This window comes from Burkholderia pulmonis (assembly GCF_984667975.1).
The window spans coordinates 1044637-1064584 of sequence record NZ_OZ480188.1 but is presented as its reverse complement, the minus strand read 5'-3'; the positions used below and the strand labels follow the sequence as shown (position 1 = coordinate 1064584).

Genomic DNA, 19948 nt, shown 5'->3' with positions numbered 1-19948 from the left:
GCGCACGGCGGATCACCGCCGCCCCATCCAGCGGTGCACGAGCGCGGCGGCGAGCCCGGCCGCGATGCCGAACGCGACCACGCCATGCCAGCCGAAGCGGGCCATCAACGCGCCGCTGATCGCCGCACCGAGCGCGCCGCCGATGAAGGTCGCGGTCATGTAGAGGCTGTTGATGCGGCCCTGCGCTTGCGGATCGGCGGCGAATGCGCGCGTTTGGTTCGCGACCAGGCCGGCCTGCACGCCGATGTCGAGCACCACCACGCCGATCACGAGCAGCGCGAGCGAGCTGCCGGCGCCGGCCAGGATCAGGTAGGACACCGTCACGATCGCGATGGCCAGCGCGATCACGCGCCGCGTGCCGATCCGGTCCGACGCGCGCCCGCCGATCGTGGCGGCCAGCGCGCCCGCCGCACCGATGAGGCCGAAGCCGCCGGCCCACGCGCTGCCGAGGTGCCAGGGCCCGTCGGCGAGCAGCGCCGCGAGATTGACCCAGAACGCATTGAAGGCGGCCCACAGCAGCGCCTGCACGAGCATTGATTCGCGGATCGGCCGATGCGCGCGCGCCAGCGTCCAGAGCGAAGCGAGCAGCCGGCCATAGGGCAGCGTGGTGCCCGGCACGCCGCGCGGCAGCAGCCATGCGGCCGCGATCCCCACCGGCACCATCGCGGCGGCTTCGACGCCGTACACCGCGCGCCAGCCGGCGTGCGCGGCGATCACGCCGCTGACCGCGCGGCCGAGCAGGATGCCGACCATGATGCCGGTGACCACCGTGCCGACGTTGCGTCCGCGTTCATGCGGCGCCGACATCACGGCCGCGAACGGCACCAGTTGCTGCGGTACGCAGCTGACCACGCCGAGCGCGAATGCCGAGCCGACCAGCGTCCAGACATCGGGCGCGAGCATGGACGCTACCGCGAACGCGAAGGCCAGCGCGATCTGGCCCAGTACCAGCGTGCGCCGATCATAGCGGTCGCCGAGCGGCAGCAGCAGCGCGAGCCCGGTTGCGAACCCGAGCAGCGCGGCGCCGGCCACGAGGTCGGCCGTCGCCGGCGCCGCATGCAGGTCCTGCGCGATCAGCGGAAGGATCGGCTGGGTGCAGTAGATATTGGTGACCACCGCGCCGGCGATGGCAGCCATCGCGACGATCTTGCCGCGCGATGCGTCGGCATGCGGCACGGCAGCGGGCGGCATGCCGGCGGCGAGGGGCAATTCGTTCATGGCGGGTTCCTTTCATGGTCGGGTCGTCGCGGGCAGCGGAGGCCGCCGGCGGGTACGTGAAAGGAGCGTACTGCCTTGCACTGGAAAAGATAATCCAACAAAATCTGGAATCATCTTTCCAGAATTCGAGAGGCAACATGAACCGTCTCGAGTCGATGTCGCTCTTGGTGGCGGTGATCGATGCCGGCAGCATGTCCGCCGCCGCGCGCCAGCTCGGCATTCCGCTGGCGACGGTCAGCCGCAAGATTTCGGATCTCGAGGCTTATCTGAACACGCGGCTGCTGCACCGCACGACCCGGCAACTGTCGTTGACCGAGGCGGGCGAATCCTATGTTGCCGGTTGCCGGCGCATTCTCGACGACATCGCCGAAACCGAGCGTGCCGCCACCGGCGAATACGCGGCGCCGCGCGGCGAGCTGATCGTCACCGCGCCGATCGTGTTCGGGCGCCTGCATGTCGTGCCGGTGGTGGCCGCGTTCCTCGCCCGCTATCCCGAGATCGACGTGCGGCTGGTGCTGACGGACCGCGTCACGCATCTGATGGAAGAGCAGATCGACGTCGCGCTGCGGATCGGCGAGCTGCCCGACAGCAGCTTCATGGCGACGCGCGTCGGCAGCGTGCGTCGCGTGATCTGCGCGAGCCCTGCCTATCTCGCCGCACACGGTGCGCCCGTCGAGCCTGCCGATCTGGCGCAGCATCAGTGCATCACGTTCGAGGTGCTGGCTTCGCGGCGCGCGTGGGTATTCGACGGCGAGAAGGGCGAGCTGGCGGTGCCCGTCCGGTCGCGCTTCGCCGTGAATACGGCCGAGGCGGCCATCGATGCCGCCGTGCTCGGCGTGGGGCTGATCCGCGTGCTGTCGTACCAGGTGGCGCCGGCCCTGCGCGCTCGCGCGCTCGACGTGGTGCTCGACGCGTTCGAATCGCGGCCGCTGCCCGTCAGCCTGGTGCACAAGGGACAGGCGCCGATGCCGCTGAAGCTGCGCGCGTTCCTCGATTTCGTCGCGCCGCGGCTGCGCGAACGGCTCGCGGAGCTGATGGCGGAGTCGGGGGCGCGCACTGGCCGGGAATGAACGTGCGCCAGCTGCGAAGTAGAGGGTGTTTCTCGACGCGGGAAGCGTGGCGGAAGGTTTGCACTTAATGATGCAACATTTGCACGCAGTGTCGAAAGAAGGCGATCGAAATGCTTAAACTTGCGTTGATGGGGCCTACCTAGGGTCGCCGATAGTTCAGGAGGCGATCTTGAGGAGGAGTCAGGCAGACAATCGGACGCATCGCGTGGTCCGCGCATCGCATTGCCCGGTCACGCGGAAGCTTGCCGGGCTCGCTACGGCCATGATGTTCCCGGCACTGGCCTCGGCGGTCAGCGCAGGTGTAGGAGGCTACACCGCGTTGCCTGCTGGCTGAAATGATTCGTTCACGATGGTCATGGCATTTTTGCCAGCGCCAGGACTGCCTTGACAGTGTCGTCTTCCAGCCCCTTGAGATCTGACGGAAATCGGTTTCGTTGAGGAATGAATACGACGAGCCCCTCGATTTGCGCAGTAATCAACGCCGATCTTCGCGCAAGCGCAGCGGGCGATAGCGTAGAGTTGATCGCTGCCACGAACTCGCCAATCATCAAGCGCTGAGATGTATAAGCTTCTTCGATGGTTTTGCGTGCAAACTCCTGGGACTGGGCCAGTGCAAAGAGATTGACGAACAATCCCTGCGTCTTCGATTGCTTGCTGTCTTCGATCAACAGTCGCACCAACTTCTCGAGTCGCGCTTCCGCCGTCAGTGTGGTGTCGGCTCGAAGATCGTTGTAAGTATTTGAATACTCGGTGAGCGTGATGTTGATGATCGTTGCTAAAAGGTTCTCGCGGGAAGGGAAGTAGTGCTGCAGATTGGATAGCGACAATCCTGTTTTCGTCGCGACCTTTCTCATGCTCAGTTCGCCATACCCGTCAGTAACGAAAATCTCGATTGCATTCGTCAGGATCCGGCTGACCGTCTGGCGTCCACGCTCGGTCAGCGGGCGAGGGCCGTCCGCGAAATGCAGTGATGCCAATGTATCGGTCCGCCGATCGGCGTGATCATTGTCACCGGCGTGGTCATTCAGGTCACGGCTCATCGTTTTCGACGGCATTGAATTTCTTCCGGGGTGCTGGCAGGGGGCGCCGCCCTTGCGCTTGCGGAACGCCATTATGGGTCGTCCAACCAATCGCGTGCAAGCTACCCGCGACTACCGCGTTCATGCAGGGCGGGGGCGTTTCGCGGTCGGGTGACCGGAGTTTTTTGCAAAATTCACCCAACCGTGAAAGAGGCAGTTGGTACTAGTACCACATCTACCGTGGTGTCGACGCAGCGCACGCACGCGCTTACCTGATTGATTTGTAATGAATATGAAGGGTGAGCTCGGGTCGAAGTCGCGCGTTCTACGCGGCCGAACGGTCCGAATCCAGGGTGACGATCAGACATGCACACGGTGAGGTGCGGGCATTCCGTTTCATTGTCGCCATTGCGCCGGTACTCACCGCACGCATCGAGTACCGGCAGCGCATACGCAGCGCCGTTCCCGCATGCCGACGGGCTCCATGAGCAAAGCGCTGGTTGCCTATGAGCGGCTTTTCTGACGACAACGGGGATGGCCCGGCGAAGCGATCAGCGACGCCGTATCGTTCGGGCCGGACGCTACGCCGCGCGGGAATAGGCGCGGATTTCTCGTCGGCTTCTTCGTCGGAGGCGCTGACCGAGAAAAAGCGCAGGCCACCAGCGACGAGCGGCGGCGGGCGGTTGTACGGTCGCTTCAACGCTTTTTCGGTCCGTCAGCCGCGTCGCCTGGCGGCTATCTCGACAAAGGCTGGATTTCCGACCCCTGGAGCCAGGGGGCGTGGGCATTCCGACGCCTGGAATGCTCGTGGCGCAGGGCCGGCGTTGCGCGAACCTCGCGCCGGATTCACTGGGCAGGTGTGGAGAGTGCGACAGGCTGGACGGGCCACATGAATGACGCCATCGCATCCGGCGGGCGTGCCGTAGCGAAGGTCATCGCCAGTGGTACTTGCACGCCGCAACGATAGAGACGGGGCTGCAGTGCAACGATGCTTTTCGCCTGCCTGTCACCAGGGTCGACCCGGCACTCCGGGAAGGACGACTTCGTCGGTTTGTCATCGGCATTCAAAAACAGGTCAATATACCTAATTATGTGAAGAATGAAGCACGTTTCAGGGTGATTGAGGAGCATTCAATCCGATCGTTTTACGGTTGCGCAGGAGCGTGACTTGGCGAAAATGCCGCTTTCATTTTGTTATTTTTGATAAATTTCTCTTAGATATTGTTAAAAATCGAGGTTTTGACAATTCATTTCAGCGCGAGCCGCTAACAAGGGTTGCTCTTCGCCATCTCGCTATGTATAAAGCCGACTAGGTCTTGTGACTAGTTTGTGTGGGGTGGAGATCGAGCGTATCGATGGAGTCGCGTTGCGACGACATGCACGGATACGACGACCGCCAGCGGCCGGTGAGTGTCGAATTCGACGCCGCGCATGAACGCCGGCGGCACATGCGCATCACGATGTACTCGTAGTCGACGGTAGCTTTGCCGATGCGACAACCACTCGTCGTGGCAGGTCGATCGACTTGAGAAGTCGTATTGGCGAACTGATCTTGACGCCAGCACCAGGGGCTCCGATCTCGCATCGGATTCGTCCCACTGCTTTTCTGGTCATGAGAAAGGTGAGGCGCACGCCTGCCTGCTCACATGATGCGGCACTGATCGATCTTCGGAATCACCGCCGATCGACAACGAACGTGTTCAACGGTACCGCAGAAAGGACGACCGCAGCCGAACGAAAATCGGCGAGCGCGAAAGGTCGTTTCGGAGGGCGACTGCTGCGTGGTTGACGTGGCAGCCGGCAGGAATGGATTCATTTTTCGCTGTCGTATTGATCAAGTATTAAGGACTATTAATTTATTTTTTGATGCATTCCCGGCGGAGTGTCTGCAGGAGCCAGTGTGAACAAGATTTTCAAGGTAATTTGGTGCAAGGCTGTTGGCGCATTTGTAGTCACGTCTGAATTGGCGCGGTCGAAGCGAAGTGGGGCAAGGTCGTGTACGGTTTCGGGCGGCCCGGCATCGGCCGGATCGCAACGACCAACAGCCTTCGCCGCAGCCGTCGCCGCATTGTTTCTCTCTCTCTCCGGTGTGACAAATGTAATGGCCGGCATCGTTGACGGTGGCGGTGACACGGCGGGATCCAGCTATTTGGGCACATCGGGCTCGATGACCGGTGGCGTGGCCAACAGCTACATCGGCGCGGCGGCACAGGGTGTTGCCCTGACCGGCGACGATGACTGTCTGAGCCTGACCGCCACGCGCAATACGCTGAATGCCGCAAATACGGCGTGGTTGCTGGGGACAACGTCTCAAGCGACTGACCCGGGTGCGCTGTACCCGTCGGGAACCGATAACGGGACGGCGATTGCATACGCTGGGAATGGCAATTTTTCCGGCGGCGGCACGAGCGCCACGGGATCGCAGGCGACCCTCGCATGGGGTTTCAATTCATTTGTTGGCGGGTGCGGCAACAAGGCGCTCGGCATGGGCTCGACCGCGATTGGGATGAGCAATCTGGCGAGCCTGGCGGGCTCGACGGCGCTCGGTATCGCGAACACGGCTTCCGGCGCCGGAGCAACCGCGCTCGGCCTGTACAACACGGCGTCGGGCACGGGCAGTACCGCGATGGGCATTGGATCGCAGGCGACCGGAAACGGGGCCGTCGCAATGGGTTTCGGCGGAAACGGCAATGCGGCCAGCGCGACGCTCGCCAGTGGCGCCAATGCCATTGCGATCGGCGGCGATACGACGATGGGCGCGCAAGCGACGGGATCGGATTCCATCGCGCTTGGCAGTGAGGCTGCAGCGAACAACACCAGCACCATCGCGATCGGCAAGACGGCAACGGCGTCGCTGGCGAACAGCGTGGCGCTTGGGTCCGGTTCGACCGCAAGCGCGACCGACTCGACGACGAACTGGACCACGGCGGGCGCCGTGGTCAGCGGCCAGACATTCTCGGTCAATCAGGCGCCGACGAACGGTGTCGTGGCGATCGGCAATCGGCAGATTCTGGGTGTCGCAGACGGGAACGTGTCGGCGACGTCGACGGATGCCGTCAACGGAAGCCAGCTTTATCAGGTGGCACAGGCGATCTCGAGTGCCGGCGCTCATTATTACAGCGTCAACACCAACGGTACGCAGCAGGGCAACTACACCAACAACGGAGCGACCGGACTCAATTCGCTTGCGCTCGGCCCCAATGCTTTGGCCGGTGGGACGGGCACTATCGCGATCGGGAGTTCGGCAAATAATGGCGGTGCCGCCAGTACCGCCTGGAATATCGCGATCGGTACGAGCGCACAGAACGGCAGCATCACCGGTGGCGATGGTGTGACGGGCGGCCAGATTGCGATCGGCGGCGGCGCGACGACGTCCGTGGACGGCTCGATTGCGATCGGCATGAATGCCCAGGCGACGACGAACAATTACAACGTCGCACTCGGCTATAACGCGACGTCGTCGGGAAACAGTGCGTTGGCGATGGGTCGACTGGCCCAGTCGACTGGAGATTTCTCTGTCGCGCTTGGGCCGTGGGCAGTTGCGTCAAGCTCATATGCGGTGACCATTGGGATGGACGCGAATGCGACTGCCCAAAACGCGGTGGCGCTCGGGAATTCCGCTATTTCGAATAGCCAGGGTGCGGTAGCGATCGGGAAATCGGCGACTGCGACCGGGGGGCAGGCGGTATCGATCGGTGTCAACAACACCGCAAGCGGCAACGGAGCGGTGGCGATCGGCGATCCGAGCGTTGCGTCGGGCACGGGCGCAGTGGCGACAGGTGCGAACAACACGGCAACCGGCACCGGTGCGGTGGCGGTCGGCAGCGGTAACTCGGCCAGCGGAACGGGCTCGGTTGCGTTGGGTAGCGCCAGTACCGCGATCAATAGCTCGGTGGCCGTCGGCTCGGGCGCGAGCGCGACGGGTGTGAACGGATCGGTTGCGATCGGGAACTCGGCAACCGCCACTGGCGAAGGGGCAATCGCGCTTGGCAACTCCGGGTCGTTCGCGGCAACGGCGATTGCGTCGGGCTCGGATGCACTGGCGCTGGGGAATGGATCGACCGCAAGCGGTAGTTCGGGGTCGGTGGCGCTTGGTGCATCCAGTACGGCGAACAACGTTAACAGTGCGGCGATTGGCGCGGGGGCGAGAGCTCTCGGGAACGGTGCGACTGCGCTTGGCAACAATGCGACTGCCGCTTATAACAATAGCGTCGCAATCGGTAACGGTAGCGTGGCGAGCGCCGCACCGACAGGGACGGGTTATTTGACCGGCACCGCTGCGCCGAACTCGGCTGTTTCGGTCGGCAGCACGACTGCGTTGCGCCGGATTAGCAATGTCGCGGATGGCTCGGCCCCGCAGGACGCTGTCACGGTTGCACAGCTCAGCACCGGAATGAGTACGACGGCGAGTGCAATTGGTAGCCTGTCGACCTCGACTTCGACGGGCCTGTCGTCGGCGAATAGCTCGATCAGTTCGCTGTCCACGTCGACGTCGACCGGTATCAACTCGCTGTCGACGGGTTTGAGCTCGACCAACAGTTCAGTCACATCGCTGTCGACCTCCACGTCGACCGGCCTCTCGTCGGCTACGAGCTCCATCGGTTCGCTGTCCACCGGCCTGAGCTCGACCAATAGCTCGGTCACGTCGCTGTCGACTTCCACGTCGACGGGCCTGTCCTCGGCGAATAGCTCGATTACATCGCTGTCCACGTCGACCTCGACTGGCATTAACTCGCTGTCGACGGGCTTGAGCTCGACCAACAGCTCGGTGACGTCACTGTCGACCTCCACGTCGACGGGCCTGTCCTCGGCGAATAGCTCGATCTCCTCGCTGTCCACGTCGACCTCGACTGGCATTAACTCGCTGTCGACGGGCTTGAGCTCGACCAACAGCTCGGTGACGTCGCTGTCGACCTCCACGTCGACGGGCCTGTCGTCGGCTAATAGCTCGATTACATCGCTGTCGACGTCGACCTCGACTGGTATTAACTCGCTGTCGACGGGCTTGAGCTCGACCAACAGCTCGGTCACGTCGCTGTCGACCTCGACTTCGACGGGCCTGTCCTCGGCGAATAGCTCGATCAGCTCGCTGTCGACATCGACCTCGACTGGTATCAACTCGCTGTCGACGGGCTTGAGCTCGACCAATAGCTCGGTGACGTCGCTGTCGACTTCGACTTCGACGGGCCTGTCCTCGGCGAATAGCTCGATTACATCGCTGTCGACGTCGACCTCGACTGGTATCAACTCGCTGTCGACGGGCTTGAGCTCGACCAACAGCTCGGTCACGTCACTGTCGACCTCCACGTCGACGGGCCTGTCCTCGGCGAATAGCTCGATCTCCTCGCTGTCCACGTCGACCTCGACTGGCATTAACTCGCTGTCGACGGGTTTGAGCTCGACCAACAGCTCGATCACGTCGCTGTCGACCTCCACGTCGACGGGCCTGTCCTCGGCGAATAGCTCGATCTCCTCGCTGTCCACGTCGACCTCGACTGGCATTAACTCGCTGTCGACGGGCTTGAGCTCGACCAACAGCTCGGTGACGTCGCTGTCCACCTCGACTTCGACCGGCATCAACTCGTTGTCGACCGGCCTCAGCTCGGTCACGACGAAGACGAACAACCTCGGCACGAGCACTGCATCGGCACTCGGCGGCGGCTCCACTTACGACCCGGCGACCGGGACCGTATCCGCACCGGCATACACGACTTACAACGCGAACGGCACGACATCGACTGCCAACAGCGTCGGCTCGGCGATCAACAACATCAACAGCCAGGGCATCAAGTACTTCCACGCGAACTCGACCGGCGCTGACAGCACCGCGACCGGCACCGACGCCGTCGCCATCGGCAGCGGCGCCGTCTCCAGCGGGAACGACGCCGTCGCGCTTGGCATCGGCTCCACCGCCAGCACGAACAATTCCGTCGCGCTTGGTGCCAACTCGCAGGCCACCACCTCGGCCGTCGGCACGAGCAGCGCAACCGTCGGCGGCGTGACGTTCGGCGGATTCGCCGGCACTGCACCGGTCGGCACGGTGAGCGTCGGCAGCCTTGGCAACGAACGGCAAATCACCAACGTCGCCGCCGGCCAAGTGACGTCGACCAGTACCGATGCGATCAACGGCAGCCAGCTCTATTCGGTCGCCCAGCAGGTCGGGACCGCGACCAGCGCCATTTCATCGCTGTCGACCTCGACTTCGACCGGCATCAACTCGCTGTCGACTGGCCTCAGCTCGACCAATAGCTCAGTCACGTCACTGTCGACTTCGACGTCGACCGGCTTGTCGTCGGCGAATAGCTCGATTACGTCGCTGTCCACGTCGACCTCAACTGGCATCAACTCGTTGTCCACCGGCCTCAGCTCGACCGATAGCTCGGTCACGTCGCTGTCGACCTCCGCGTCGACCGGTCTGTCCTCGGCGAATAGCTCGATCACTTCGCTGTCCACGTCGACCTCGACCGGCATCAACTCGTTGTCCACCGGCCTGAGCTCGACTGACAGCTCAGTCACGTCACTGTCGACTTCCACGTCGACCGGCCTGTCGTCGGCCAACAGCTCGATCGCGTCGCTGTCCACCTCGACTTCGACCGGCATCAACTCGTTGTCCACCGGCCTCAGCTCGACTGACAGCACCGTGACGTCGCTGTCGACCTCCACGTCGACGGGCCTGTCGTCGGCTAATAGCTCGATCACGTCGCTGTCGACTTCGACCTCGACTGGTATCAACTCGTTGTCCACCGGCCTGAGCTCGACTGACAGCACCGTGACGTCGCTGTCGACCTCCACGTCGACGGGCCTGTCGTCGGCTAACAGCTCGATCACGTCGCTGTCCACCTCGACTTCGACCGGCATCAACTCGTTGTCCACCGGCCTCAGCTCGACTGACAGCACCGTGACGTCGCTGTCGACCTCCACGTCGACGGGCCTGTCGTCGGCCAACAGTTCGATCACGTCGCTGTCCACCTCGACTTCGACCGGCATCAACTCGTTGTCCACCGGCCTGAGCTCGACTGACAGCACCGTGACGTCGCTGTCGACCTCCACGTCGACGGGCCTGTCGTCGGCCAACAGCTCGATCACGTCGCTGTCCACGTCGACCTCGACTGGCATTAACTCGCTGTCGACGGGCTTGAGCTCGACCAACAGCTCGGTGACGTCACTGTCGACCTCCACGTCGACGGGCCTGTCCTCGGCGAATAGCTCGATTACATCGCTGTCGACGTCGACCTCGACTGGTATCAACTCGCTGTCGACCGGCCTGAGCTCCACCAACAGTTCGGTCACGTCGCTGTCGACCTCCACGTCGACCGGTCTGTCCTCGGCGAATAGCTCGATTACATCGCTGTCGACGTCGACCTCGACTGGTATCAACTCGCTGTCGACCGGCCTGAGCTCCACCAACAGTTCGGTCACGTCGCTGTCGACCTCCACGTCGACCGGTCTGTCCTCGGCGAATAGCTCGATTACATCACTGTCGACGTCGACCTCGACTGGTATCAACTCGCTGTCGACGGGCCTGAGCTCGACTGACAGCACCGTGACGTCGCTGTCGACCTCCGCGTCGACGGGGCTGTCGTCGGCGAACAGCTCGATCACGTCGCTGTCGACTTCGACTTCGACTGGTATCAACTCGTTGTCGACTGGCCTCAGCTCGACTGACAGCTCGGTGACGTCATTGTCGACTTCCACGTCGACCGGCCTGTCGTCGGCGAACAGCTCGATCACCTCGTTGTCCACGTCGACCTCGACCGGTATCAACTCGTTGTCGACTGGCCTCAGCTCGACTGACAGCTCGGTGACGTCATTGTCGACTTCCACGTCGACGGGCCTCTCGTCGGCTAACAGCTCGATCACGTCGCTGTCCACCTCGACTTCGACCGGCATCAACTCGCTGTCGACTGGCCTGAGCTCGACTGACAGCTCGGTCACGTCATTGTCGACTTCCACATCGACGGGCCTCTCGTCGGCTAACAGCTCGATCACGTCGCTGTCCACCTCGACTTCAACCGGCATCAACTCGTTGTCGACTGGCCTGAGCTCGGCCAACAGCTCGGTCACGTCGCTGTCGACTTCGACATCGACGGGCCTCTCGTCAGCTAACAGCTCGATCACGTCGCTGTCCACCTCGACTTCAACCGGCATCAACTCGTTGTCGACTGGCCTGAGCTCGGCCAACAGCTCGGTCACGTCGCTGTCGACTTCGACATCGACGGGCCTCTCGTCAGCTAACAGCTCGATCACGTCGCTGTCCACGTCGACCTCGACTGGCATCAACTCGCTGTCGACTGGCCTGAGCTCGACTGACAGCTCGGTCACGTCATTGTCGACCTCCACGTCGACCGGCCTCTCGTCGGCCAACAGCTCGATCACGTCCCTGTCCACCTCGACCTCGACCGGCATCAACTCGCTGTCGACTGGCCTGAGCTCGACCGATAGCTCGGTAGCATCGCTGTCGACCTCCACGTCGACCGGTCTGTCATCGGCGAATAGCTCGATCACATCGCTGTCGACGTCGACCTCGACTGGCATCAACTCGCTGTCGACTGGCCTGAGCTCGACTGACAGCTCGGTGACGTCGCTGTCGACCTCCACGTCGACCGGTCTGTCATCGGCGAATAGCTCGATCACATCGCTGTCGACCTCGACCTCGACCGGCATCAACTCGCTGTCGACTGGCCTGAGCTCGACTGACAGCTCGGTCACGTCGCTGTCGACCTTGACGTCGACGGGTCTGTCGTCGGCGAATAGCTCGATCACGTCGCTGTCGACGTCGACCTCGACCGGCATCAACTCGCTGTCGACTGGCCTGAGCTCGACTGACAGCTCGGTGACGTCGCTGTCGACTTCCACGTCGACGGGTCTGTCATCGGCGAACAGCTCGATCACTTCGTTGTCGACGTCGACTTCAACCGGCATCAATTCGCTGTCGACTGGCCTCAGCTCGACCAACAGCTCGGTGACGTCATTGTCGACTTCCACGTCGACGGGTCTGTCGTCGGCCAACAGCTCGATCACCTCGCTGTCCACGTCGACCTCGACCGGTATCAACTCGTTGTCCACCGGCCTCAGCTCGACCAATAGCTCGGTGACGTCGCTGTCGACGTCGACCTCGACCGGCATCAGCTCGCTGTCGACCGGCCTGAGCAGCACGGACAGCACGATCCTGTCGCTGTCGACCTCGACGTCGACCGGCATCGGTTCGCTGTCCACCGGCCTGAGCTCGACGAACAGCTCGGTGACGTCGCTGTCCACGTCGACCTCCACCGCGATCAACGCGGCCAAGACGCACTACTACAGCGTCAACGACAACGGCACGCAGCAGGGCAACTACGCCAACGACGGTGCGACGGGTGTCAACTCGCTGGCTGCCGGCACCAATGCGTCGGCGGCGGGCGCCAGCAGCGTGGCAGTCGGCGACGGCTCGAACGCCCAATCGGCAGGTGCAGTCGCGATTGGCCAGAACGCATCGGCAACGGGCGGCATGGCGGTGTCGATCGGCTCCGGCAACACGGCGTCCGGTGATGGCGCAGTGGCGATCGGCGACCCGAGCATCGCGACGGGCACCGGCGCGGTGGCGATGGGTGCGAACGACACGGCGACAGGCAATGGCGCAGTGGCGCTCGGTAACGCGAACACGGCCAGCGGAGATGGGGCGGTTGCATTGGGCAATGGATCGACGGCGGCAGCTGCGGGTTCGCTGGCTTTCGGCTCGAACGCGGTTGCGAGCAACATCAACGATGTCGCGCTGGGCACTGGCTCGATTACAGCGGCACCCAATCCGACCCCGGCTGTGACGATCGGTGGCGTGACTTACTCGTTTGCCGGAGCGAATCCGACGAGCGTCGTGAGCGTCGGCGCACCGGGCGCGGAACGCCAGATCACGAACGTCGCGGCCGGCCGGATTTCGGCCACCAGCACGGACGCGGTCAATGGCAGCCAGCTCTACGCGACGAACCAGGCCGTCAACAGTTTGTCGACGTCGACTGCATCGAACATCTCGTCGCTGTCGACCGGTATCAACTCGTTGTCCACGTCGACGTCGACCAGCATCAGCTCGTTGTCGACGGGGCTCAATTCGACCAACAGCAACCTGACGTCGCTGTCGACCGTGACTTCGACCGGTATCAACTCGTTGTCCACCGCGCTGTCGTCAACCGACAGCAACCTGGCGTCGCTGTCGACTTCGACCGCATCGACCACGCAAGGCATACAAGCGCTCACGACGACGCTCGCAAACGCCCGGACCCACTACTACAGCGTCAATGATGGCGGCACGTTGAGCGCGAACTACGCGAATGATGGTGCGACGGGGCTGAATGCGATGGCGCTTGGCCCGAATGCAACGGCTGGCGGCACGAATGGCGTCGCGATCGGCAACGGCGCCAACGCGGCAGCGGAAGGCGCGACGGTCATCGGTGCGCAGTCGCTGGTGTCGGGGGCCAATGGTGTGGCGCTGGGCACCGGTGCCACGGCGTCGGCCGCCAACGCCGTGGCACTCGGCGCGAACTCGATTGCGGATCAGCCGAACACCGTGTCGGTGGGCGCTCCCGGCAGCGAGCGTCGCATCACCAACGTCGCACCGGGTATCAACTCGACCGACGCGGTGAACATGTCGCAGCTGAATGCGTTGGGCAGCTCGGTGAACGACGTGGCGCGCAAGGCCTATGGAGGGATCGCCGGGGCAACCGCGCTCACGATGATTCCGGACGTGGACCAGAACAAGACGCTCATGGTCGGTGTCGGAACAGGCGTGTATCAGGGGTACAGCGCATTTGCATTCGGCTTCACCGCGCGCCTGACCAACAACCTGAAACTGCGCGGTGGCGTAAGCGGCGGCACGACCGGCTACACGTACGGCGCCGGTATCGGCTACCAATGGTGATCATCGGGTGGCGGCGCATCAGGATCGATGGTCATGATGCGCCGAGTTGCTCGAGTCTCGTCACGGGAACCCGCGAATTCAAGAATTGAAGAGGCAATTTTCATGATCAAATCGTTTGGAACGAACCTCGCGCCGATCGCTTTGGCGCTCCTGGCAGGATGTTCGTCGATGTCCGGGCCGACCTACTCGGCATGGTCGGTCGATCTGCCCAACGGGGATAAAGCCTATCGGGTGGACTGCTACGGTTTGCTCGAAGGCGCGCAGGTCTGCCGGCGCAAGGCCGAGGAGATCTGCGACAAGCAGCCCGTCCGCTTGGTGCAGGGAGTGGCCGCACTGGGCTCGGATGGCGCTCGTCTGCCGAATACGCGTGAGCTGACATTCCAATGCGGCACGGCGCCGATAGCGGCGGCGCCTGTCGCCCCGTCGCCGGCGACGAGGAAAATCAGCCTGCGTGAGGATACGACCTTCGAATTCGATCAGGCCGCGCTGACGAGCGACGGGCGTGCCCGTCTCGACACGCTGATCGACGAAGTCCAGGGTGCCCGGATCGACCGCGTGACGGTGAACGGCTATACGGACGACGTCGGTGCCGACGCGTACAACCAGCGCTTGTCGGAACGCAGGGCGGCTGCTATCGCGGCTTACCTCGGCGATCACGGGTTGCACGCCCGGCAATTCGTCGTCAGGGGGTATGGAAAATCGGATCCGGTCATGTCGAACGCAACGGAGGGCGGGCGAGCTCAGAATCGCAGAGTGGAAATCCTGCTTGACGCGAACCCGTAGCCATAGCGATTCAATTCGGCCCGAACCAAAACGCATGTAAGTCGATTCGTTGTACCGTGAGATGAGCCGGTGGGCGCGACGGCGTGATCAACGGCATCGCGCAAGACGAGGCGGTGAGGTGGGCCGATGACGGAAAGGACTGAAATGAAAGTGCGGAATGCTGGCCGCTATCGGCAAAAAATTTTCGGTGTACTGCTGATAGGCGTGTCGAATCTGGCAGGTGCGCAGATGGCCCCGCCGGCTGCCATTGCGCAGATGCAGGAGCCGACCGTGCTGGCAGGGGCTGCAACCGCGGCTGGCATTCGTCGCTGCCATTCGGCAGTCGACGCGGTGTCCCGGCGGATGTTCACCGGCGCATCGCGTGCCGACGTCATGCTCGATTGGGATAGAACCAATCCGGACGGCTCGCCGTTCTTTTCACTGTCGGGCATGGACTTTAGCCGGGACGCCGCGCTGTTGTCGCTGACGACTGCGCCGGCGGCGACGGGCGGGTGTGCGATTCTCGTCGAGCGGATTTCGAGTGCGCCGACGACCTGTAACGACGTGGCTCGTACGGAACTTGCCGGTTATCGCGCGACGACGCTCGTTCGTGCGGTGACCGTCTATACGAATCCGTCGCGGCCGCGCGAAACCATCACACTGGTCGATGCGCCGCCTTCATGCCTGGTAGTGCGCAGGCAAGTTGAATTCAATTGGCCTGCGGCCAAGTGAACGCTACGGTCAAGCGGAGTAGCTTGAAACGCAACAGGCGGTGGATGCTTGCCCATCCTGGCCGCGGCTGACGTTTGGCGTTTCTGTCGAGACGCAACACGGCATCGCCGTCCTGATTGCAGATGACCATTTGCGTGCATCACTCGACCGGATTATCAGGCAGCCTGCGGATTCCGAAGAGCAAGTTTGATAAAAGCGTGTCTGCCACGGTATGGACGGTGATTGCAATGACGCTCGCGTCGCTGCGCAAAGGCCGCACGATTCTCGTCGCGGCGATTCGCCGGTTCGTGCACCGATGCCCGATCACCCCGGCTATGCGTTGGAGTTTGCGCCACTCGAGGTGCCGGGCGGTGATGGCGTTGACCTTCGCGATCGACTGCCTGCCGATCCTGCTGACGTTCGCGGTGTTCATGGGTGACCTGTACCCGATCCTGCATCCGGATGCGGGGCGGGTTCGTCGCTGCCGGGTCGCTGTTCCTCGGCGGTCACGATTCTTGACGGGATTGAACATCGGGCCGTGACATTCCTTCGACACGGAACTATGGAATCCGTATTGTCTGCTTTCGCCATTTCCCCCCGTCGGGTCTTCAAAGATCAGGGATCGTGGCAAGTGTCAGAATGGCCTTTACCGTGTCTTCCTCCAGCCCTTTGAGGTCGGGCGGAAATCGGTTACGTTGGGGAACGAACACCATGAGTCCTTCGATTTGGGCAGAAATCAACGCCGATCGGCGTTCGAGTGCGTCCGGCGACAGCGACGGATTGATGTCGGCGACGAGCTCGCCAATCATCCGAATCTGAAATTTGTAGATGTCTTCGACTGCACGGCGCGCGAACTCTTGAGATTGAGCCAACGCGAACAGGTTGACGAAAAGACTCTGGGTCTTCGACTGCATGTTGCTTTCAATCAGCAGTCGAACGAATTTCTCCAGACGTGCTTCGGATGTGGCGGTCGTATCGGCCCGTAGCTCGTCGAAGGAATCCGCATAGTCGACTAGCGTGGCGTGGATGATTGCCACAAAGATGTCTTCACGGGAAGGGAAATAGCGCTGCAGATTCGATAGCGCCAATCCGGTCTTTGCCGCAATCTTTATCATGCTCAGCTCGCCGTATCCCTCCGCGATGAGGATCTCGATTGCGCTCGTCAAGATGCGCTCCGTCGTCTGACGCCCACGTTCGGTCAGTGAACGATGCGTGTCGATAGGCAGCATCGATCGAAATGCATTCGTACGTTCGCGGACATGATCGCCTGCCTGCATCTTGTTTTGTGCGTCGTAATCCTTCGATTTCGACGACATTCACATATCTCCCGAAATAACCACAAAGGCAACGGCAGAGATGCGGTTGCGAACGTCGAGATATTGGTCGAGTGACCGATAAATTGCAAGACTTACATGTCGTTTCCGTTACGAAAAATTATTCGACGAGATGATGAGGTCGCTATGCCGGATTCAGACGTTATCTGCTGGCGCCGTGTGGGAGCGATTACGCTGGATGATTGATAACGTATGGATTGCAAATCATGAGAAATTCCGGTGATTCACCTCTGAAATTATGTCTGCTGAATGGAATCCTAAACAAAAGTGGCTAACGAGGCTTGCTATGCCAAATTAGGCTATGTATAAATGTTTATGGGTCGCATGACATAGTATTTGAGTGATTGGTAAAGTAAATGAAAGATGCGAAAGGGCGTGCTTCGTTGCCATGCGGGTTCGCGGGAGGCGAGCGGAGTCGAATCGGAGTCTGCCGGCCTGCCGATCGTCAGCAAGGATGTTGGCGCCGACGTGATGTCCGGGCGAGTGCGTCAAGCCGAAGGGTTTTGCTTTTGAGGGCCGTCGATGTCAGATCCGGTCCGGTGTGCAAGAGTATGCGGATGAAACGGTTTGGTACATGGTGTGCAACGATTGCACCGTGCGTGGGTGTGACGAAAGATGTCGGGATGAGGAGCCGGTCATGATGAATACATATGCCGACTTATTGCGCCAGTTCGACAAACTGAAGCACGAGATCCAGCTTATACGGGGGCGGGAAAGGGAGCGCTATCTGCGCGAACTGGTCGAGGTGCTCGAACGCAGCGGTGTGTCATTGAGCGACCTGATCGGTTATTGGAAAGTCGTCGGCGAGCGGCCGAGGGCCGCAGTCAAGCCCAAGTACTTCGATCCCGTGACGGGGCGAACGTGGGCTGGGCGAGGCCGCGAACCAGAGTGGATTCGTGGCAAGGACCGCCGCGAATTCCTGATCGAGCGCGACGACGAAGAGGCGATCTAGCTTGTGCCGAGGTGGCCCGTATTGCTTGCGGTGTTTTGGGTGGAGCGAAGCGCCGAAATTCATTTGCCTGGCATGAACGGCGCTTCGTCTTTGCACGATGCGGCAGCGATCGCATCAGCGGAGAAGGCTTCCAGTCCTGGCGGGAAGCCATTCGCGGATGCGAGCGCGTGCCCGGACCCGGTGGAGGGCACGCGCCGATCGGTCTCCGGAAGCGAAAGTCGACCGGCAACGGATCAGCGCAACACGCGGATCACCTCGCGGGCGGTCCGGATCCCGGACTCCAGCGCACCTTCGAAATAGCCGATGCATTCCGTCGCGGTTTCGGTTCCGGCCCAATGAATGCGGCCGAACGGTTCGCGAATACTGTCCCCGTACGAGGTCAGAACACCGGGCGGCATGTGGGATGCGTACCCGCCGAGCGCCCATTCATCCGTCGTCCAGTCGTAGTCGGCATAGTCGAGCGGGGCTGCCGCTGCGTCGCCGAAGTAATGCACGAGGTCGGCAATCACATGTTCGCGGCGCGCTTCCTTGCTGAGCCCGCTCAGTTCGAGCGCGTGGTTTCCTTCGATAAAGCCCACCAGCACGCCGACACTTTCGTCTTCAGGAGACTGGTCGAACACGAAACCCAGATGACGGCCGACGCTGGCAACCGAGCCGTTGAGTTTGCGGCCGCGCCAGAATGGCGTGGGGTAGGCCACGTGCATCTTGATGACGGCACCCATCTGCATTCTGCGCAGCAGTCCTGCGCGTTTGACGGGCAACGGAGGCGTGAAGCGAATGCGGGATGCAAGCGCGGGAGGGGCCGTGACGATGGCATACTTCGCCTCGTACGTGCCTTGCGGGCATATCGCGCGAACGCCGTCCGCATTCTGTTCGATCGTGCTCACCGGTGCGTCAAGCACGATGCATCCGTCCAGCTGCTCTGCCATTCTTTTCGGGATCAGCCACGCGCCGCCAAGGAACTTGTCCTGTTGCGCCCCGCCTTCGACGCCCATCATCGTTTCCAGGCCGCCTCCCTGTCTCAGGCATTCCAGGAAGAACAGATAGGATATGTGCAGGGTCTCGGTGCAGGCGGTCGCGCCGACGACAAGACGGGCAAAGTCGCGGGCAGCGGCAGTGTACATGTGCCGCTCGATCCATACTTCGATCGTCATGGCATCCCACTGGAGTGCGTTCTCCGCCAGCCACGGCGCCCCGGCGGGGAGCGTCTGCATGTCGCGCTTCCACCGATGCATGGTCAGGCCCAGTTCCAGAATCGATAAAAACGGGAGCTTCGGCGTGCCGGAATACGCGTGAACTTTCCCGTTGATATTGATGAGGTTATTGCCCTTCGTATATTGGCGATACATCGGCACGCCGAGTTCCGTGGCCAGCTCGCGCAGCAGCCTTTGTGACGCACCGACCCATTGACCGCCGAAGTCGATCGTTTGACCGCCGATTTCTCCCGGCATCGATCGGCCACCGACTCGATCGCGTGCCTCGAGAATCACGACCTGCTTCCCGGCACGTCGGAGTTCGAGCGCGGCCTGCATCCCCGATAGACCGGCGCCGACAATGAGGACATCTGATTTGTGCCTGGCCGGATGATCGATCGTTGCCATGGTATTCCTCTCCTGGTCGTGTTTTTGCCGCGCTCGGTCATGACGCGTCCGTGGCGTCAGACGTAGGCGACTTGAAAAAGCCTTCATCTCGCTGTTGACACGGCAGTGAAACAGAGCGTGCGCGTGGCGTGACGCCGTTCTTGCACCGGGGCGCGAGGGTGCCATGCGGCGCGATGCTCGCGAGCGAAGGTACGGATTGCAGAATGCACATTTATAGGTCGGGTGACCATTTATTGCAAGCCCCCGGAATATCGCCGCGATGGGTAGGGTGGCTTTGATTTTCGTGCCTCCTTTCCGTTGGCTTCTTCAAGCCAGGCACGGATTTTTCTCCAGGAAAAAATAATTACCTATAGAAATTAATGAGTTGCGGTTTTCTCTTCACGCGAAGAGCGG

At 62.0% G+C, this 19948-nt stretch carries 12 protein-coding genes and 1 pseudogene; 8 read left to right on the top strand and 5 right to left on the bottom strand.

What is annotated here, in order from left to right; translation table 11 throughout:
* Positions 1-12: 12 nt before the first annotated feature.
* Positions 13-1218 (bottom strand): MFS transporter, encoded by a 1206-nt coding sequence (locus AC5LXK_RS36295; protein ID WP_493394452.1) that lies wholly within the window; start codon positions 1216-1218, stop codon positions 13-15.
* A gap of 137 nt (positions 1219-1355) precedes the next feature.
* Here AC5LXK_RS36295 and AC5LXK_RS36290 point away from each other — a divergent pair, with 137 nt between their 5' ends.
* Entirely contained in the window at positions 1356-2288 is a 933-nt protein-coding gene (locus AC5LXK_RS36290) for a LysR family transcriptional regulator (RefSeq protein WP_493394451.1), read from the top strand.
* A gap of 353 nt (positions 2289-2641) precedes the next feature.
* On the opposite strand, the gene AC5LXK_RS36285 is transcribed toward AC5LXK_RS36290, so the two are convergent.
* Positions 2642-3400, bottom strand: coding sequence for a TetR/AcrR family transcriptional regulator (locus AC5LXK_RS36285; protein ID WP_493394450.1), 759 nt, complete (start codon positions 3398-3400; stop codon positions 2642-2644).
* 457 nt (positions 3401-3857) lie between these two features.
* On the opposite strand from AC5LXK_RS36285, the gene AC5LXK_RS36280 reads away from it, so the two are divergent.
* Positions 3858-4274, top strand: a complete 417-nt coding sequence (locus tag AC5LXK_RS36280) for an FAD-dependent oxidoreductase (RefSeq protein ID WP_493395106.1) — start codon at positions 3858-3860, stop codon at positions 4272-4274.
* A 915-nt stretch (positions 4275-5189) separates the two neighbouring features.
* Positions 5190-6518, top strand: a pseudogene (locus AC5LXK_RS36275) (ESPR-type extended signal peptide-containing protein); the annotation flags it as partial.
* On the opposite strand, the gene AC5LXK_RS36270 reads toward AC5LXK_RS36275, so the two are convergent.
* Positions 6458-6733 (bottom strand): hypothetical protein, encoded by a 276-nt coding sequence (locus AC5LXK_RS36270; RefSeq protein ID WP_493394449.1) that lies wholly within the window; start codon positions 6731-6733, stop codon positions 6458-6460. The pseudogene AC5LXK_RS36275 and the gene AC5LXK_RS36270 sit on opposite strands and share 61 nt — an antisense overlap.
* Here AC5LXK_RS36270 and AC5LXK_RS36265 point away from each other — a divergent pair.
* The 4 genes from AC5LXK_RS36265 to AC5LXK_RS36250 all read left to right on the top strand — a co-directional run bounded on the left by AC5LXK_RS36265 (position 6708) and on the right by AC5LXK_RS36250 (position 16210).
* Entirely contained in the window at positions 6708-14195 is a 7488-nt protein-coding gene (locus tag AC5LXK_RS36265; RefSeq protein WP_493395105.1) for a YadA-like family protein, read from the top strand. The two genes, AC5LXK_RS36270 and AC5LXK_RS36265, sit on opposite strands and share 26 nt — an antisense overlap.
* A 102-nt stretch (positions 14196-14297) precedes the next feature.
* Positions 14298-14978, top strand: a complete 681-nt coding sequence (locus AC5LXK_RS36260; protein ID WP_493394448.1) for an OmpA family protein — start codon at positions 14298-14300, stop codon at positions 14976-14978.
* A gap of 126 nt (positions 14979-15104) precedes the next feature.
* Complete coding sequence (locus AC5LXK_RS36255; RefSeq protein ID WP_493394447.1) at positions 15105-15689, top strand: hypothetical protein; 585 nt, start codon at positions 15105-15107, stop codon at positions 15687-15689.
* Positions 15690-15811: 122 nt separating this feature from the next.
* Positions 15812-16210, top strand: coding sequence for a hypothetical protein (locus AC5LXK_RS36250; RefSeq protein ID WP_493394446.1), 399 nt, complete (start codon positions 15812-15814; stop codon positions 16208-16210).
* A 66-nt stretch (positions 16211-16276) separates the two neighbouring features.
* Here the strand turns inward: AC5LXK_RS36250 and AC5LXK_RS36245 are convergent, their stop codons facing one another.
* On the bottom strand, positions 16277-16984 hold the full coding sequence (locus tag AC5LXK_RS36245) for a TetR/AcrR family transcriptional regulator (protein ID WP_493394445.1): 708 nt from the start codon (positions 16982-16984) through the stop codon (positions 16277-16279).
* A gap of 655 nt (positions 16985-17639) precedes the next feature.
* Here AC5LXK_RS36245 and AC5LXK_RS36240 point away from each other — a divergent pair.
* On the top strand, positions 17640-17954 hold the full coding sequence (locus tag AC5LXK_RS36240) for an H-NS histone family protein (protein WP_493394444.1): 315 nt from the start codon (positions 17640-17642) through the stop codon (positions 17952-17954).
* A 233-nt stretch (positions 17955-18187) separates the two neighbouring features.
* On the opposite strand, the gene AC5LXK_RS36235 is transcribed toward AC5LXK_RS36240, so the two are convergent.
* On the bottom strand, positions 18188-19555 hold the full coding sequence (locus AC5LXK_RS36235; protein ID WP_493394443.1) for a flavin monoamine oxidase family protein: 1368 nt from the start codon (positions 19553-19555) through the stop codon (positions 18188-18190).
* Positions 19556-19948: the final 393 nt, after the last annotated feature.

What these genes read in the sequence shown, in the direction of transcription:
- AC5LXK_RS36285 (WP_493394450.1), bottom strand. Translation starts at nt 3,400, where the DNA reads ATGGCGTTCCGCAAGCGCAAGGGCGGCGCCCCCTGCCAGCACCCCGGA.
- AC5LXK_RS36255 (WP_493394447.1), top strand. Translation starts at nt 15,105, where the DNA reads ATGACGGAAAGGACTGAAATGAAAGTGCGGAATGCTGGCCGCTATCGG.
- AC5LXK_RS36265 (WP_493395105.1), top strand. Translation starts at nt 6,708, where the DNA reads ATGAATGCCCAGGCGACGACGAACAATTACAACGTCGCACTCGGCTAT.
- AC5LXK_RS36260 (WP_493394448.1), top strand. Translation starts at nt 14,298, where the DNA reads ATGATCAAATCGTTTGGAACGAACCTCGCGCCGATCGCTTTGGCGCTC.
- AC5LXK_RS36235 (WP_493394443.1), bottom strand. Translation starts at nt 19,555, where the DNA reads ATGGCAACGATCGATCATCCGGCCAGGCACAAATCAGATGTCCTCATT.
- AC5LXK_RS36245 (WP_493394445.1), bottom strand. Translation starts at nt 16,984, where the DNA reads ATGTCGTCGAAATCGAAGGATTACGACGCACAAAACAAGATGCAGGCA.
- AC5LXK_RS36295 (WP_493394452.1), bottom strand. Translation starts at nt 1,218, where the DNA reads ATGAACGAATTGCCCCTCGCCGCCGGCATGCCGCCCGCTGCCGTGCCG.
- AC5LXK_RS36250 (WP_493394446.1), top strand. Translation starts at nt 15,812, where the DNA reads ATGACCATTTGCGTGCATCACTCGACCGGATTATCAGGCAGCCTGCGG.
- AC5LXK_RS36240 (WP_493394444.1), top strand. Translation starts at nt 17,640, where the DNA reads ATGATGAATACATATGCCGACTTATTGCGCCAGTTCGACAAACTGAAG.
- AC5LXK_RS36290 (WP_493394451.1), top strand. Translation starts at nt 1,356, where the DNA reads ATGAACCGTCTCGAGTCGATGTCGCTCTTGGTGGCGGTGATCGATGCC.